Raw genomic sequence first — 16,240 nt, 5'->3', positions numbered from 1 at the left:
AGAGAAAAAGAGAAACAAAGAGCGCAAAAGCCCCTCAGTCGGGCGATGACTGCTTGTCAGCGAAAACGCTCCAGTCCTGACACAGCACGGCGCCGTCGGGCGGGCTGCCGCCATGCAGAACCGACATCGTGTCACGCCATTCGAACAGCTGCGCCTCCTCATCGACACGATCGAGCCGGTCGGTGAGCAGAAAAACCTGCTTTGCCTGATAGATAGCGGCGTCGAGGCAATTCCCTGTCTGGTCGAGACACGAAAACCCGGTCTTGCCGATCTGTGAGACCGAGATCACTGCAAGATCGAGATCATAGAAAGAGAGAGCATGATTGGCCGCAGGGCTGATCAGCGGATAGCCAAGCCGGTCATATTCGCCGCCAAGCAATGAGACTGCCGCATCGCTGCATCGGCTCGCCAAATGATAAGTCTCGAAACTATTGACCACAAAACGCAGATTTTCAGCGGTCGCATGAACCGGCACGAAAGACGCTGCCTGTGAATTATCAAGAAAGACGCATTGTCCGGGCTGCAACCGGAAAGCTACCGCCCTTGCCAGCGCCCGGGCTTCGAACAAAGTCGGCGCTTCATCAAGCGGCGCATTGACCGCGTAATCATGGGCCGGTCGCGCACCGCCATTAGTTCTGATCACAAGATTCTGGCTTTGGAGATAGGCCAGATCTGATCTGATCGTCACCATGGAGACATCAAACTGATCCGCCAGCGCCTCTGTGCGCAGGAACCCGGCCCGCCTGACAGCATCGATGATGCCAAGGCGGCGTTTGAGAGTCGCGCTATTAACGCCCATGGACATCAGAAACGATCTTTCGAAACGAAAATTCTATTTTCGTTTTGTAGGCGATCTTGCCCCGCTTGTCAGGAGGCTCCGACGTTTAACACGACAACGTGTTCGTGCCTTGCAACCCGTTAGAGCTTTACACAGACAGATGCCGATCGTTTCCACCCCCTCCTCCTTAATGGTGGAGATATGATCGGCAAAAAAATACCTCATCCCTCTCTTAGTTTTTTAGACACAATACAGATATATACATGTATCGGAAAATACATTAATGACATTTCTAGTACATTTCATAAAATATATACTTACAGAGCTATTTTTTAATATTTTCCCCCATGCGACATTTGCTTGTGTATAAATTTACAAAAAATTAACATCCAACTGGTGAACTATATTTTATTTACTTAGATATTTCTATATCAATTCAATTATAGATTTCTATATATTCCATTTTTTTTGCATATTTTACATAAAAAATGAGAATGCTGAAATCGCAATCTCACTACGACACATTAAAAAAAGGTTTTGTCATTGGAATCGTCGGTGCCGATTGTTTATATAATCGCAACCTCACTAGGGGGAACCTGACTTGTCCGACATTTTTACGTCGTCGCAAGTATCAAAACAATAATAAGCGCGTAGAGAGCAACAACTCTACCGGAACGCAGTATTGCGGTCTGATGACGGAGAATTAAGAGATGGCCGACGTTACCTCGAGCGTTACAACTAACGCTGCCAACGCTACGGTGACGCCACGCGCGGTCGGTACAACTCTTTCTGCTGGCACATGGTCGGCTGTCAAAGTGGGAACCGAAACGGTATTCGTGAGTGGTACTGTCACCGTTTCGGCCCCGGTCACCCTCGGCGCCGCAACGCTTAACGTCACCTCCGGTGCCGTTGTGGATGGTCTGGTCCAGACCAAGGGCGGCATCATCAATGTGCAGAACGGTGGCGTTCTGCGTAATTCGACGCTGACTGACGGCACGACCAATATCCTGAGTGGCGGACTGACCTCAGGCAATATTGGTGACTCGCAAAAAACAACTGTCAGTGCCGGTGGCAGCTCAGTCAATGATCAGTTCAAGGCTGTTGCCGGAACGGCCGATACGGTCACGGTCATGAATGGCGGCTATATTACTGGCACGGATCTGGCCAACACCACCATGTCCGCCGCAAGTGGCGCAAGCGTGGGCACGTTCACCAGCCACGACGGCGGCACCGTCAGCATTGCAAATGGCGCCTCGGTGGGTACCGGCTCAACAGTTACCCAAAACCTTGCGACGGATGCCCAACGCTATAAGCAGGCTCTGCTCAATGGCTCGACTTGGTCCGCCGTCAATGTTAACGGCACCACGGTTTATCAGAGCGGAGGAGTGACCGTTTCGGGGCCTGTCGTTCTCAATGCCAATACCACGCTTATCGTGACATCCGGCGCCGTTGCTTCCGGTGTCCTGGGCGCCGCCGCTACCGGCACACCGCGTATCACCGTCATGAGCGGTGGCTCACTCATTCATTCGACTGTCAATAATGGTGTCATCACGGTCAGTGCTGGCGGTTCGACTGCAAACAACGAATTCAATAGCAACACCATCACCTATGCGACGGGTGCGAAATCGCAGAATGATGATTTCTACGTAGCGGGAACAGGTACTAGCACTGTCACGGTTCAAAGCGGCGCGACAGTTACAAGTGCCGTCGTCAACACAAATATCAGACTTTCCGCCGTAAATGGCGCGACTCTGGATGGCATCGTCGTCGGATCGGGTGGGCGAGTCACATCGGCTGGCGTTATCATTTCTTCCAATACCAGCAATGTGACGCAGAACCCCAGCCTGGTCACAAGCAATAATGCCTATACAAACGGCAATCTCAGCGGAGGCACCTGGTCCGCCGTCAATGTCAATGGCACCACCTATTATCAGAGTGGCTCCGTTAGCATCACCGGCCCCGTCTTCCTGACCGGTGCCAACCTTGTCATCACGTCTGGCGCAACAGTCGACGGTATGCTGCAGGCGCAGTTGAGCAGCCCGACCATCACGGTCCAGAATGGCGGTAAACTGCTCAACTCGACCCTCAATAATGGCTACGTCATCGTTCAGTCTGGTGGCTACATGTCAGGAAATTACGGCAACTCTGCCGACGTCATCATCTCTGCCGGCGGCAGCTCGGTCAATGATACCTTCTATACGACCTATGGCGGCAACGACACCGTCACGGTGATGTCGGGCGGATCCATTACCGGCCCGTCCATCTCGAATACGACCCTCACAGTTTCGAGCGGCGGTACATTGGTTCAGCCACTCAATGTCGGCTCTGGTGGCGTCGCTAATATCTATGGCGGGTCGCAGGCCTGCTTCCTCGCAGGGGCCATGATCCGCACGCCGTCCGGCGAGACCGCTGTAGAAGATCTGTCGATTGGCGACGAAATCCTGACCTTCGATCCCAAGACCGGCGCGACAATTGCTCGCCCCGTTACCTGGATTGGCAGTGGCGAAATTCACGCCAGCACCGTTCTGCCTGCTGATCTCTCCGGCTTCCCGGTGCGCGTGCTCAAGGATGCTCTGGGTGATAACGTCCCGCACAAGGATATGCTCGTTACGGCTGAGCACTGTCTCTATCTCGATGGCGCTTTCGTTCCGGTGCGCATGCTCGTCAATGGCAGCAGTGTTTTTTACGATATGAGCGAGGCCCAGTTTCGCTACTATCACGTCGAAACCGCTTCACATTCGGTCATCTGGGCAGATGGCGTGCTGACAGAAAGCTATCTCGACACAGGCAACAGCCTGCGTATGGACCGAAACGATACGGTGGTGCGCCTTCCGAAAAAAGGAATCACCTGGGAGACTCACGCAGCAGCCCCGCTCACAGTCGAGCGCTCTGTCATCGAGCCCCTCTATCGCAAGATCGAAGCGCGAGCAGCCCAGATGGGTGTGGCAACGAAAATCAATCAGCCAGCCCTGACCGCTGATGCCAACCTTCATCTTGTTACGGAAGGGGGCAAGATCGTTCGACCGGTGCGGCATAGTAACGGCCACACCATCTTCATGGTGCCGTCTAACCAGAGAAAGTTCAGCCTTGTTTCCCGCACAAGTCGCCCTGTCGATACAATCGGCGCTTTTATCGATGATCGACGCGAACTCGGTGTTCTGGTTGGTGAGATAAGCGTGTTCACTGCACAGGGTACCCTGCGCCTGACCGATCATCACGAAATCGCAGCGCTCAAGGGCTGGACTGCTCTGGAAAACGATCAATCCAGATGGACGACAGGCAACGCCGAGATCACACTGGACATCGACCTTCCGGTCGGCGGCAGCATTCTCTCGGTGCAGGTTCTGGCTGCTGGCCCCTATCTTGCCGACAAGGATGAAGTGGCCTGCTATCGCATCACGGCCTGACACGTCTTCCAGACCGGGCGGCTTCCTCCGCCCGGTCCGGTCATCCTGCCTGACCACGCTGCCACGAAGACACGACTGCTCCCAGCAGACTCCAGACAAACGGCGCGTTGCTGCTGCCAGCCACAGCCTGCGCGCCGTTCTTCCGCGCTGATCACGGAGTTGCGTCTCCCGATCGCGCTCACTCCGCGCAATAACCCGTCATGGCCTCTTGCCAAACCATGGCTTTGCGGTGGAAATCGCTCCCCATGCGCAAACTCGACCCTTTCCTGCTCAGCCTGATTGCCGCCATCGTGCTCGCGACGTTCCTACCCTGTCACGGGCTGGGCGCAACGCTGCTGACCCATCTGACGACGCTTTGCATCGCCATCATGTTCTTTCTGCAAGGCGCACGGCTTGAACCCGGAGCCGTGCTGGAAAGTGTGCGCGACTGGCGTCTGCAAGGCAGCGTGCTCGGCTGCACGTTTCTGATGTTTCCCGTGCTCGGTATCGTTCTGCACGCGCTCATGCCTGGCCTGCTCAAACCCGACATGTGGCATGGCGTGCTGTTTCTGTGCTGCCTGCCCTCGACGGTGCAAAGCTCCATCGCCCTTACCTCGATCGCACGCGGCAATGTGCCCGCCTCTATCTGTGCGGCAACACTCTCCAATCTGGCGGGTATCGTCGCAACGCCCATTCTGGTCGCGCTGATCGTTCAGCGCGGCAATGTATGGTCCGGCCACGCCATCATCGACATCGCCACCCAGCTGCTTCTGCCTTTCGGGCTGGGCCAGCTTCTGCACACACGTCTGGGCGACTGGGCACGACGCAACAAGAAACTACTTTCACTCAGCGATCGCGGATCGATCATTCTCGTGGTCTATACGGCCTTCAGCCATGCCGTGGTGGAAGGCATCTGGCATCGCGTCTCGGTGCCTGATCTGCTCATTACGGCAGTGTTCGATACGGTGCTTCTGGCACTGGTTCTGTTCCTTTCTCGCGGGATCGGCCGTTTTGCCGGATTCAGTGAAGCCAGCAGCATTTCGCTCATGTTCTGCGGGTCGAAAAAATCCCTCGCAACCGGCGTGCCCATGGCCAATATCCTGTTCCCCGCAGCCGCAGTCGGCACGGTCGTGCTTCCGCTCATGATGTATCACCAGATCCAGCTTTTCATCTGCACGCTGCTCGCAAGACGCTTTGCCGCGCGCCATACCTCCGGCGAAGAAGGTTGAAAAACCTTTTCTTACGGCTCTTTCATGGGAAACGCCTGAGGAGTCAGCGGTTAAACCCCTGACTGGGGCGCCAGGAGAGATCATGCACAGGTGACATTCTGACGCCCCTCCCGCAAAGCGTCAGGAGAGACTGTGATCAAGCAAGACTATGTACACTCCATGTCGAGGCTCCTCGCATGGTTCGACTGGCTGCCGCCCTCACTCGCCTCCACCCTGCTTCTCTGTGCCGCCGCCCTGTTCGCGCTGCTTTTCAGCCGCCTGATCACGGAAGCACTTCCCCGCCTGCCCGGCCTGCGGCGTATCGCCTTCATTCACGAGACGATCGCCCGGCTGCAGAACCATGTCCGCCTGCTGCTGATGATTGTGGCGGCCAGTGCTGCCCTGCCTGCCACAACGGGCTTTACGCCAAAGACCATCCAGTTTCTGGCCCATTTCTTCGTCTTTGCCTCGATCATCACCATCGGGTTCGGGCTGATAAAGGCCTTTCGTTTCGGCACGGATAAATATCTCGACCGCATCGCCAACCGCGCGCAGGTTGACGATATCACCGTGCGCTCGCACCAGACCCAGATTCGCATCCTGCGACGCCTGATCGAAATCACCTGCGGTGTCATTACTGTGGGTGCGGCGCTGATGGTGTTCGAATCTGTCAGACAATATGGCGTCTCGCTTTTCGCCTCTGCCGGTGCGGCCTCTCTCGTTGTAGGTCTTTCGGCCCGCCCGGCCCTGTCCAACCTGATTGCTGGCATCCAGATTGCCATCACCCAGCCCATACGCATGGAAGACATGCTTATTCTCAATGGCGACTGGGCCTATGTGGAAGAGATCAACGCCACCTATGTCGTGCTGCGCACCTGGGACCGCAGACGCTATATCGTGCCGATCGCCTATTTTCTCGAAAACCCCTTCCAGAACTGGACGCACAGTTCGCCCTCTCTCATCGGTTCGGTGTTTCTCTGGCTGGATTACCAGACGCCCATGGACGAGGTACGGCGCCTGTTCCATGAGGAACTCAAGGCCTGCGAAAACTGGGATCACGACATGAATTCGGTCGGCTGTCAGGTTGCCGACAGCAATGCCCAGGTAATCTCGATCCGCCTGATTGCGGGCGCCAGCGATGCCAATGGCATGTGGAATCTCTGCTGCGATCTGCGTGAACGCATGCTCAAACGCCTGCGCGAAGATCTGCCGCAATCCCTGCCGCGTGGCCGCACCGCCATCGTACCCGGCGCCGCAGACGAACCTGCCTGGCCAGACTCACTGGTCTCGCCCCCCGTCAACCGTCCAATGAGTGGCAGCCAGTATAATGGTCCGGACATACGCCCCACCAGCAGGTAGGCCCGGGATTTACCTCACCATAAAATCCTGTGTCTGACAGGCGCGACATGACTTGAGGGGTCGTGTTACGCCCTGTCATGGCAGTAAGTGCCCGGCTTCCCTAATCAGGGAGAGGGTTATTTCCTGTTCATCGACGTGGCTGAGGGTGTGCAGCCTCTGCTAAGTGAAGAACGCGCTGATAAAAGGCGATCCGATTTTCTGAAAATACGGTCGAGCTATGACCCGGCCTAGAATGGGCTCGCCTCCGCCTGCACTTTAGGCGTAATTCGGTTGGCAACGATCCAGCGCCTGCACGGCCACCTCGCCGAATTCGAGATCGCTCAGCTTGATCGAGGCATGAAAGACCTTGCCGAAATTCTCATTGGTGCCCCAGGCGGAATGGCCCGCGCCACGACCGCGGGAAGCGACCATTTCGACCTGATCTTCCCTGTCCTTCGGCCACCTTACGAAAACCATCGCTGATTTTGACATGGTCGTCAGGAAATCCTTGAAGCCGAATTCCTGCTGGATACGCAGCCAGAACTCACGAGACTTCTGGTTTGACTCGTCCTTTGCCGGGCGAGAGACTTCACTTGGAATTGGCGTAGGCAAGTGCGCCCCGAAATCCTCACTGCTATACAGCGCCTTCTTGAGATTAGCCCCGATCCACTCTGTCGTGGCCTCTTTTCGAGGGGTGAAGGTCGACCAGCCGGATCGGGAGAAGTAACTCCCTCCCCAACGCTCCGTGCAGATCACGGCCACATATTTTCTGGTGCGGATGAGCCGGGCGCGACGAGTGGGGATCTGCCAGGAGGGAATGACGGTGCTCATGCGCTATCTGCAATCCTGAAATCGATGATTCTCATAGCCACGGAGTGGGCAAAAACGCAGTTTCCGGCACGCTTCGGGGCTGAACAGATCGCCCCTACGGGGTAGTGATCGGCCAAGCCCCCGAGGCCCTTGAAAAAGGTTTGGATAAAGGCTTGCTGAACGTCGAGCATTTCCCCGCCGGGCCGGATTCCATAAATAAAGGCTCCAACATCAACGCTACACACAAAGCGACAGCGTAAAAAGTTCTAGTAACTTCCAGAATCTCATCAAAAATAGTTTCGTATTTACCACACGGAAAAATGAGACACACCTGCCTCTGATGGTTTTCAATCAATTTCACGCATAACAGCGTGTGGCTGACGCTCTAGACGAAAAGGTGACCAGGCCGGACGAAACACCTGTCAGGTCGGCCTCACCTTTGTCGAAGGGAATTGCCCGGTGAAACTGGTTCTCGACCCCTATATGCAACGCCATCTCACCCTGCCGGAAATTGCCAGAACGGTTTCCGGCTATGGGTTCGACGGTATCGAACTCTCGCCGCGCGCCGATTTTCTGGATTGGTGGGTGATGCCACGCGCCACGTCGCAGCGTATCCGCGATTTCAAGGCTGCCTTGCGCGACCACGGCACCGAGCTTTCCACATTGCAGCCCATGTATCGCTGGTCGAGCCCGATCGAGGAAGAACGACAGATCGCCATGCGCTACTGGAAGCGCGCCATCGAGATTGCCTCCGAAATGGAGTGCCCGCTCATGGTCTCCGAATTCGGGCGCGGCACCTCGCCCGAACGGTCTGCGGGACTGCCACCCGGCGTTGCGACACCGGAAACCTGCGAGGCAGCCTTCTGGCGCTCCATGGATGATCTCGTGCCCGTTCTCGAGCGTGCAGGCATCACCCTGTCTCTGGAACCGCATCCGGAAGACTGGGTCGAAACCTTCCATCCTGCCATCGATATCATCCGCAATATCGGCTCGGATGCGGTCAGAATGTCCTATATCGTGCCGCATACCTTCTTCTACGGCGAAGACATGGCTGCCATGCTGCGCGAGGCGGCGGATATTCTTGTTCATATCCGCGTGGCCGATACATTCGACCACCGAAAATCCTCGGAACTACGCTACATCGTCAACCCGCCGGGCGCGCGCGTGCGAGTGCATCAGCATCTCGATATCGGTCAGGGCGAAATCGACTGGACGGCCTTTTTCGACACGCTGGCAGAGATACGCTTTGACGGTGTTCTGTCCTCCTGTGTCTTCGCCTGGGAAGAGCGTGCGGAAGACTCTTCACGCTTCATGCTCGAGACGATGCGGCGCGAACTGAACAAGCGGCGCCTGATCTGACCCGCCCCCGCCCAGGCTGGGCTCAGATATCCTTCGGCAGGCGCTGGACGCGCGAGCGCAATAACTGCTCCTCGAAATCCAGCTCCTGCTGCAATTCCCATTCCGTCTGGTCGTTGATCCCACGCTCGACGAACAAATCATGCAGCGTCTGTCGCTGCGCGCGCAGAACAAGCAGGCGTGTTGCCAGTTCGAGCCGCTCGCGACGCAGGGCAAGCTGGCGGTTCATCAATGTGGAGTGATGCGATTCATCAATCTGGCTCAGACGGTTTTCATAGCTCTGTGACAGACGATCGATCACATCATGCTTGAGTTCCCTGTCCTGCACGCTGCTATCGGCCGTGTCGGGTGTCTGGAAACGTTCGTCGTGCAGGAGGGAGATTGCCGTGCGCAACAACCTCTGACGCGCCATGATTTCTTCCGAGGCGTAACGATCCATGCCGGGGTCAGGCAAAAAGCGGATGCAGAGCGGCATCAGCAGCCCGGCACCAACAAGAGAAATAACAATCACACCCGCCGCAACCGTAATCAGCAGATCGCGTGATGGAAACGCCCCCAGTTCACTCCCCACCGCAGGCAGGGACAGAACAGCCGCAAGCGTGACCGCACCGCGCACGCCTGCAAAGGTCAGCAGCAGCGAACTCAGGAAACCTGGCCAGGCAAAGGGCTTTTGCGTCCAGCGCGCCACGCACCAGCGCCGCAGGATGGACAGCCATATCCCGATGAAGCGCAGCGTCGTCATGATGAGATAAACCGCGCCGACAAGGGCGACGAGCTGTAGCAGCGACACCTGGCGCTCATGCGCCATCGCCATGCCGCCCTGCACCAGAGCAGGCAGTTGCAGGCCAAGCAGAAGAAAGATCAGGGCGTTGAAGATGTAGTTGACCATGCCCCAGACCGTCGTGGCCTGAAGGCGGGTGGCGGTATTCGTCTCCTCGATCATGCCCATCATCTTGATGACCATGCACGCAGCGACAGAGGCCAGAATGCCTGAGCAATGCACCGCCTCGGCCACGATATAGGTCACAAAAGGCAGCAGGATCATCAGGGTGATCTGCAAGGGCGGATCGTCAAATCCGCGACGCAGCAACACACGGTTGAGCCGCGCCGAGACATAGGCAATGAGCGCCCCGATGGCCATGCCACCAAAGGCAACCAGCAGAAACGCGTCAAAAGCCTGACGGTAGGAGAACTCGCCCGTCAGCGCCGCTGCCGTCGCAAAGCGAAAGCACACCAGACCCGACGCATCGTTGAAAAGCGCCTCGCCTGAAAGAACATGAATCATCCGTTCGGGCACATGGCGCCCGGCCATGAGACTCGAGACTGCCACCGTGTCGGTGGGGGAAAGCGCGGCGGCGAGGGCGAAGCAGCAGGGCAGATCGAGTGTCGGTATCAGCCAGTGAATGGCGTAGCCGCAGCAAACCGTGCTGAACACCACCAGACCGAAAGCCAGAAAGAAGATTGTGCCGCGCAATTCGTGAAACTCACGCAATGGCATGCGAAAGGCATCCGCAAAAAGCAGCGGAGGCAGAAAGACCAGCATGAACAGATCAGGGCGCAGCCCGATCTTTACTCCCAGCAGGGCAGCGCCGATCCCCAGCACGATCTGGATCAGCGGCAGCGGAATCGCATTTTTGACCAGGCGGATCAGCAGACTGCTTGCGGCGGCCAGCACGAGAAGAAAGAGAATATGATCTGCGGGTATCATGGCTTCGGGGCCCGCGTGTGGCACGACATGAGGATAGGAACAGCCTTCGTTATTCGTCCGGCGCACGCCTTTGCAAAATGCGCTAGAATAGCGGGATGAGCTCCTTTCGCTTTCTGCACGCGGCCGATCTCCATCTTGATAGCCCACTCAAGGGGCTGGAGCGGCATGACGATTTGTCCATCGACCGTATCCGCTCGGCATCACGCCGCGCACTCGACAATATGGTTGATGCCGCCATCGAGCATGATGTCGCTTTTGTCGTGATTGCAGGCGACCTCTATGACGGCGACTGGAAAACAATCAGCACCGGGCGCTACATGGCGACCACTCTTGGGCGCCTGATTGCGCATGGCATCAGGGTTTTCCTGCTGCAGGGCAATCACGACGCGGCCTCAGTGCTCACTCGCGACCTGCCGCTACAGGCCGGCATAGACCGTTTTCCTTCCCCCCGCCCGGGCAGCTTTCTGATTGAAGACCTCGGCGTGGCCCTGCATGGGCAGAGCTTTGCCAACCGGCATATGCCCCATGACATGACCCCCGCCTATCCGGCGCCCGTACCCGGCTATTTCAATATCGGCGTCCTGCACACCTCGCTTTCGGGCCATGGGCAGCATGAAACCTATGCCCCCTGCGCGCCCGAGACACTGCGTGCCAAGAATTATGATTACTGGGCGCTGGGCCATGTGCATGAGCGCATGATCCTGACCGATGGCACCCCCATCGTCTTTCCCGGCGTGCTTCAGGGCCGCCATATCCGCGAAACGGGCGAAAAAGGCGTCGTGCTGGTTTCCGTAACCGACCATCGCATCGACTCGATCACCCCCATCGCCTGCGATGTGGTGCGCTGGCACGCTGCGCGTTTCGACTGCACCGGAATCGAGAATTTTTCGGCCTTCGAAGACCGGATCGGCGCTTTTCTGCGTGACATCGCCCACACGCATGAAGGGCATCTCTGCGTGATGCGCCTGACAATAGCAGGGACAACTGCGCTGCATGACACGCTCAAGCGTCAGGGCCAGACTCTGCGCGAAGTCGTGCAGCATCTGGCCGCCATGAGCGGTGGTGAGATCGAGCTCGAAAAACTTCTGCTCGACACCACCCCTGTCGCGACACAGACCCGATTGGCGCCAGATGAGGGCGATGGTTTCGCATTATCCGGCCTCGTGCATGAGGCTGCCAGCGATGAGGCCCTGCTGAAAGTGATTGGTGAGGAGCTCGATTCCTGCCTCAAGACGCTCAATCTCGGTGACATCGCCCCTGATTCCCTCCTCGACCGCATCAACCGTCGCGACTGGGCCTCTATCCTGCCCGAGCTGAACGAGGCTCTTTGCGACAGGCTGTCGGGCAAGGGAGACGCCTCATGAGATTTGGCTCGCTCGACCTCATCCGTTACGGCAGTTTTTCTGACCGACATTACAATTTCGCGCACAGCCCCGCTGACCTGCACGTGCTGCATGGTGCCAATGAGGCGGGCAAATCGACCATGCTCGCCGCGATTGGCGATCTGCTTTTCGGCTTTCCCAATCTCAAATCGCAGGACTGGCTTTTCGACGCTCCCCTGCTGCGCGTCGGTGCCAGTCTCGAACAGGGCGATACCCGGCTCGATGTCGTCCGCAAACGCGGGCGCGCGCAGACGCTGCTCGCCCCTGACGATACCACGCCACTCGATGAAAACGCCCTGCTTCGCTGGCTGGGCGGTGTCGATCGTACGGCTTTCGAGCGCATGTGGAGCCTCGACCATCAGCGTCTGCGCGCCGGTGGCGACGCCATGGCACGTTTTGAGGGCGATCTCGGCCAGCAGCTTCTGGCTGCAGGATTCGGACTCGAAAACGTGCAGAACGTGCTTGAATCTCTCGACGCTCAGGCCAGCGCCATCTGGAAAAAAGGCGGTCGCGGCACACAGCTCAATGAGCTGAAAAAGGAATTCGATGCGGCGCGCAGCCAGTTGAGCACCGCCGAAAGCGCCCGCTCAACCTGGACCTCCCTCACCAACGAGGCCAGCGCACTCGAAAACGACCGCCTGAGCCTTGAGCAGCGTATCACCGCCCTGCGTCAGGAGCGCAGCCGGCTGGAAAGACTCAAACGGCTCAGATCGGCACTGACCCGTCTCGATGCGCTCAACGATGCACTGAACGCCACCCCCGCCCCGCTCCTCACCCTGCAGGAGCATGAGAGTTTCGAGCGCCTGCTCAGGAACTGGACCGAAGCACTGCAGAAACGGGCTGACCTGCAACACGCCCATGACGGGCTGGTCGAAACCCGTGCGGGCTGCCAGCCTGATCTCGTTCTGCTGGCGCAGGCAGAAAAAGTTCGCGACTTCAAAAGCCGGTTCGAAGCGCTCGGCCCTGAGCGTCTCGATCGTGAAGAGGAAACCAGCCTGTCACAGTTCGAAGCCGCGTTGCAGGCACAGGGCCACACCGGGACAGCAGAAGAGATCCTGTCGCGTCTGCCGCAGGAGAGCCTTCTTGAGAGGCTACGCCCTCTGGCAAAAGCCCGTGATGCGCTCACCCTGCGTGAGACTGAATGGCACCGCAATCATGAAGCCGCGCAGGAAAGACTGGCCCGCGCCGAGGCAACGCGCGGCACGGCCAGGGCAAGCGATCTGCGCCCCCTGCAGATCGCTGTACAACAGGCCGAGGCTCTAGGAGATATCGACAGCACCGTGACTGCCCTCGGCCGCGCCTGCCATGAGGCAGAAGCAAGGATGACCCAGTCCCTGCGCGATCTGCTGCCCTGGAAAGGCACCCCGGAAGCGCTCGGCATGATGGCGCTTCCCGAACCCGGATTTCTGGAACGACAGAAGGAGATCTGGCGTGAGAGGCAGAAAGCCGTTGTTTCTGCCACAGAAGCAGCTCAGGCTTTGGGCGACACCAGAGACCGCCTCCTGCTCGACAAGGCCCAGCTTGAACAACGCGACATCATCTCGCACGCCGCGCTGAGCCAGGAACGCGTCCGGCGTGACACCCTGTTTGACGCGTTGATGACCGCCCCCCACGATGTCGACAAACGGGCAGACTATCTCGCATCACGCCTCACGGCCGATCAGCTCGCCGATCGCCGCTTCGACGATGCCGAGGAATCGGCAAAGCTGACCCAGATCGAGCAGGCACTCGAACGTTGTATTCTGGAACTGGCCCAAGCCGACTCACGACGCGATACCCTGCTGCAGACAGAGCAGGAAGCCTCGCGCTCATGGCAGGACGAAGTGGAAAAACGGGGCCTGCCGATCTTGCCGCCCGATCGTCTGACAGGCTGGCTGGAGCTCAGGCACAAGGCGCTTGAGGCGCAGGCGCGCCATCAGGCCGCACAGGCCGATCACGATGCCGCCTGTACCCGCCGGGCCGCCATGCTCACAACCCTGCATGGACTTCTGCCCGATCTCAAAACGCGTGATACGCTCGCCGACAGTCTGATCGAAGTCAGAATGCACTTGCGTGACCGCGAGAAAGAGGCCCAGCGCCTCGCCGAGCGCGAAACAGAATGCGATCTGGCCCGGCGCGAAGCTCTGTCAGAGCAGCGCAAGGGTGAGGCGCTTGTCGCCGAGCGACAGGCGCTGCTTGCGCGCTGGGCCGAGACACTTCCCGGCACAGAGCCATGGCCATCGGAAAAAGTCGAAACTCTTGAAGACGCGCGCAGAAAAGTCAGCACCCTGCTGGTGCGGCGTGCAGCCCTGACAGCACGCAAAGCCGATAGCGCCGCCCTCGAAGAGGCTTTCCGCCATTTCATGGTGGGTCTCGGTCGGGGGGAGGCCCTCGCTCTGGCGACAGCTGGCGCAGCCATGGCCTCACTGCATGAGGCCCTGCTGAAAGCACAGCTCGACAAGGCGCAGGCCGATCTTCAGGACACCCGGATCAGGGAGCACGCCGATGCCTGTGCTCTTGCCGACACCAGGCTCGACGCACTGCGCGCCACATTCACGCCCTTCATGCAGAAGCTTGGCGCCACTGAAATCGAGACCATACGCCCGGTTCTCGATGCGGAAATGCGTCACTATCGTGATCAGGAAGAGAGGACACAGCTCGAACGACAGATCATCGACCATTCAGACGGGCTCGATCTGGCCCAATTGCAAGAGCAGGCCAAAGACACCGACCCCGCTCTGACAGAAACCCGTCTCGGTGCCGTCGAGAGCGAACAGGCAGAGCTTGAGCGCCAGCGCGATGCGGCCTTCTCGCGAGGAGGCGAGATCAGGGCGTTGCTGCGTGACATCGAGAAGGACGAGGCAGCGCTGAGTGCCGCTTTTGACATCGAGTCCTGCCGCGCCAAAATGGCACGCGCTGCCGAGGAATGGGCAACCTCCCGCATCCAGTCGCTGGTTCTCACCCATGTGGCGAGACGTCAGAGGCTCGAGAACACCAACCCTCTTCTGAAAGCAGCAGAGACGATCTTCGGTTCACTGACATGCGGGCGCTATCAGAAGCTCGTCATTTCAGAGGATGGCCGGACACCAGAGCTTGCAGGCATGCTGCAAGACGAGAAAATGGTACGCCCCTCGGCCATGAGCGAAGGCACGCGTGATCAACTCTATCTGAGCCTGCGCCTTGCCGCGCTCGAACAGGCACGGGCACGCGGCGTCACCCTGCCCTTCATTGCCGATGACCTGTTCATCACCTTTGATGAAAACCGTGCCGAAGCCGGTTTCGCGACATTGGCCAGAATCGCGCAGCATCAGCAGATTCTTTTCCTGACCCATCACGCGCATCTGGCCGAAATGGCGACGCCATTTGGCGCCACGCGTCACAGCGTGTAAGCCCGAAGGCATGAATTACGGGACGATCTTCATCACCGGGGCGGCTTCCGGTATCGGGCGTGCCCTAGCCGTCGCCCTCTCTGCGCCCGGTCGCGCGCTTCATCTGGCCGATTGCCAGCAGAACGGCCTGGAAGAGACAGGCGCAGCCTGTCGGGCAAAGGGTGCCGAAACCTGCCTGACCTGCCTTGATGTGACAGATCAGGACGCCATGACCCAGTGGTGCACCCAGGCCGCCGACCGACCGGTCGATCTGTTGCTGGTCTGCGCCGGTGTGACCGGCGGTGTGGCCGCCTTGGAAGGCGACGGCGCCGCCTTTGAAAGCATCGAGCAGGTTCGGCGCATGATGGCCGTCAATCTCGATGGGGCCCTCAATGCCATCCTTCCCATGATGGCGCGCATGCGCGCCCAGCCTCTGCGCAAGACCGGTCGGCTTGCCCGCCAGCGGGGGCAGATCTGTGCCATCGCCTCGGTTGCAGGGCTCGTTTCCTATCCCGGCACACCTTCCTATTCCGCCTCTAAAGCGGCGCTCGACCGCTTTATGGTGGCCAGCGGCGCCTATAGCCGCCGGGCAGGCATTCACCTCTCCAGCGTCTGCTGCAGCTTCGTCGATACCCCCATGGTGGCGCAGAACCGGTTCCCCATGCCGGGGCTTTCGAGCGTGGAACGTGCGGTCGCGCAGATCCTGCGCGGTCTGGCGCGTCGCAAGAGACGAATCATTTTCCCCGCCTGGCTGGTTCTGGGCTCGCGTTTCATGGATGTGCTGCCCGTGCGTCTGGCCGAGGCCTATTACACGCATCAGCCCACTGGCTGCCCCGGCTCGATGCCACCGCTCGACCAGTAGCCAGGGTCAAAATACGAAAAGATCAAGACAAGAGCGTCCCGGGCTACGTATTCCCGCAAAAACTT

The 16,240-nt window shown here is 58.6% G+C and carries 10 protein-coding genes; 7 read left to right on the top strand and 3 right to left on the bottom strand.

From position 1 onward, the window contains the following. Positions 1-34: 34 nt before the first annotated feature. On the bottom strand, positions 35-805 hold the full coding sequence (locus IEV53_RS13955; RefSeq protein WP_188427446.1) for a DeoR/GlpR family DNA-binding transcription regulator: 771 nt from the start codon (positions 803-805) through the stop codon (positions 35-37). A gap of 683 nt (positions 806-1,488) precedes the next feature. On the opposite strand from IEV53_RS13955, the gene IEV53_RS13950 reads away from it, so the two are divergent. The 3 genes from IEV53_RS13950 to IEV53_RS13940 all read left to right on the top strand — a co-directional run bounded on the left by IEV53_RS13950 (position 1,489) and on the right by IEV53_RS13940 (position 6,731). Next, entirely contained in the window at positions 1,489-4,185 is a 2,697-nt protein-coding gene (locus IEV53_RS13950; RefSeq protein WP_188427445.1) for a Hint domain-containing protein, read from the top strand. 245 nt (positions 4,186-4,430) lie between these two features. After that, positions 4,431-5,393 (top strand): bile acid:sodium symporter family protein, encoded by a 963-nt coding sequence (locus IEV53_RS13945; RefSeq protein ID WP_188427444.1) that lies wholly within the window; start codon positions 4,431-4,433, stop codon positions 5,391-5,393. 159 nt (positions 5,394-5,552) lie between these two features. Then, positions 5,553-6,731, top strand: coding sequence for a mechanosensitive ion channel family protein (locus IEV53_RS13940; RefSeq protein WP_188427443.1), 1,179 nt, complete (start codon positions 5,553-5,555; stop codon positions 6,729-6,731). Between the two features lie 255 nt (positions 6,732-6,986). Here IEV53_RS13940 and IEV53_RS13935 read toward each other — a convergent pair whose 3' ends face one another. Beyond that, complete coding sequence (locus IEV53_RS13935) at positions 6,987-7,541, bottom strand: hypothetical protein (protein WP_188427442.1); 555 nt, start codon at positions 7,539-7,541, stop codon at positions 6,987-6,989. Positions 7,542-7,979: 438 nt separating this feature from the next. On the opposite strand from IEV53_RS13935, the gene IEV53_RS13930 reads away from it, so the two are divergent. After that, positions 7,980-8,879, top strand: coding sequence for a sugar phosphate isomerase/epimerase family protein (locus IEV53_RS13930; RefSeq protein ID WP_188427441.1), 900 nt, complete (start codon positions 7,980-7,982; stop codon positions 8,877-8,879). Positions 8,880-8,901: 22 nt separating this feature from the next. On the opposite strand, the gene IEV53_RS13925 is transcribed toward IEV53_RS13930, so the two are convergent. Further along, complete coding sequence (locus IEV53_RS13925) at positions 8,902-10,584, bottom strand: Na+/H+ antiporter (RefSeq protein WP_188427440.1); 1,683 nt, start codon at positions 10,582-10,584, stop codon at positions 8,902-8,904. A 95-nt stretch (positions 10,585-10,679) separates the two neighbouring features. Between IEV53_RS13925 and IEV53_RS13920 the strand changes: the two genes are divergently transcribed. Genes IEV53_RS13920 through IEV53_RS13910 form a run of 3 tightly spaced genes read left to right on the top strand, consistent with a single transcriptional unit; the run spans position 10,680 to position 16,175 of the window. After that, complete coding sequence (locus IEV53_RS13920) at positions 10,680-11,948, top strand: metallophosphoesterase family protein (protein ID WP_188427439.1); 1,269 nt, start codon at positions 10,680-10,682, stop codon at positions 11,946-11,948. Continuing rightward, positions 11,945-15,334 carry an ATP-binding protein gene (locus IEV53_RS13915; RefSeq protein ID WP_188427438.1) on the top strand — a complete coding sequence of 1,130 codons (3,390 nt, stop codon included), beginning with the start codon at positions 11,945-11,947 and terminating at the stop codon, positions 15,332-15,334. Before IEV53_RS13920 ends, IEV53_RS13915 begins: the two co-directional genes overlap by 4 nt. Positions 15,335-15,344: 10 nt before the next feature. Beyond that, complete coding sequence (locus IEV53_RS13910) at positions 15,345-16,175, top strand: SDR family NAD(P)-dependent oxidoreductase (RefSeq protein ID WP_188427437.1); 831 nt, start codon at positions 15,345-15,347, stop codon at positions 16,173-16,175. The last annotated feature ends 65 nt before the right edge of the window (positions 16,176-16,240 follow it).

The organism is Asaia siamensis (assembly GCF_014635085.1).
GTDB lineage: Bacteria > Pseudomonadota > Alphaproteobacteria > Acetobacterales > Acetobacteraceae > Asaia > Asaia siamensis.
The sequence above is the reverse complement of the archived record's forward strand: the minus strand, read 5'-3'. Positions and strand labels throughout refer to the sequence as shown.

Excerpts from the sequence above, each read along its gene's own strand:
- IEV53_RS13925 (WP_188427440.1), bottom strand. The coding sequence starts at position 10,584 with ATGATACCCGCAGATCATATTCTCTTTCTTCTCGTGCTGGCCGCCGCA.
- IEV53_RS13950 (WP_188427445.1), top strand. The coding sequence starts at position 1,489 with ATGGCCGACGTTACCTCGAGCGTTACAACTAACGCTGCCAACGCTACG.
- IEV53_RS13945 (WP_188427444.1), top strand. The coding sequence starts at position 4,431 with ATGCGCAAACTCGACCCTTTCCTGCTCAGCCTGATTGCCGCCATCGTG.
- IEV53_RS13955 (WP_188427446.1), bottom strand. The coding sequence starts at position 805 with ATGTCCATGGGCGTTAATAGCGCGACTCTCAAACGCCGCCTTGGCATC.
- IEV53_RS13910 (WP_188427437.1), top strand. The coding sequence starts at position 15,345 with ATGAATTACGGGACGATCTTCATCACCGGGGCGGCTTCCGGTATCGGG.
- IEV53_RS13940 (WP_188427443.1), top strand. The coding sequence starts at position 5,553 with ATGTCGAGGCTCCTCGCATGGTTCGACTGGCTGCCGCCCTCACTCGCC.
- IEV53_RS13935 (WP_188427442.1), bottom strand. The coding sequence starts at position 7,541 with ATGAGCACCGTCATTCCCTCCTGGCAGATCCCCACTCGTCGCGCCCGG.
- IEV53_RS13915 (WP_188427438.1), top strand. The coding sequence starts at position 11,945 with ATGAGATTTGGCTCGCTCGACCTCATCCGTTACGGCAGTTTTTCTGAC.
- IEV53_RS13920 (WP_188427439.1), top strand. The coding sequence starts at position 10,680 with ATGAGCTCCTTTCGCTTTCTGCACGCGGCCGATCTCCATCTTGATAGC.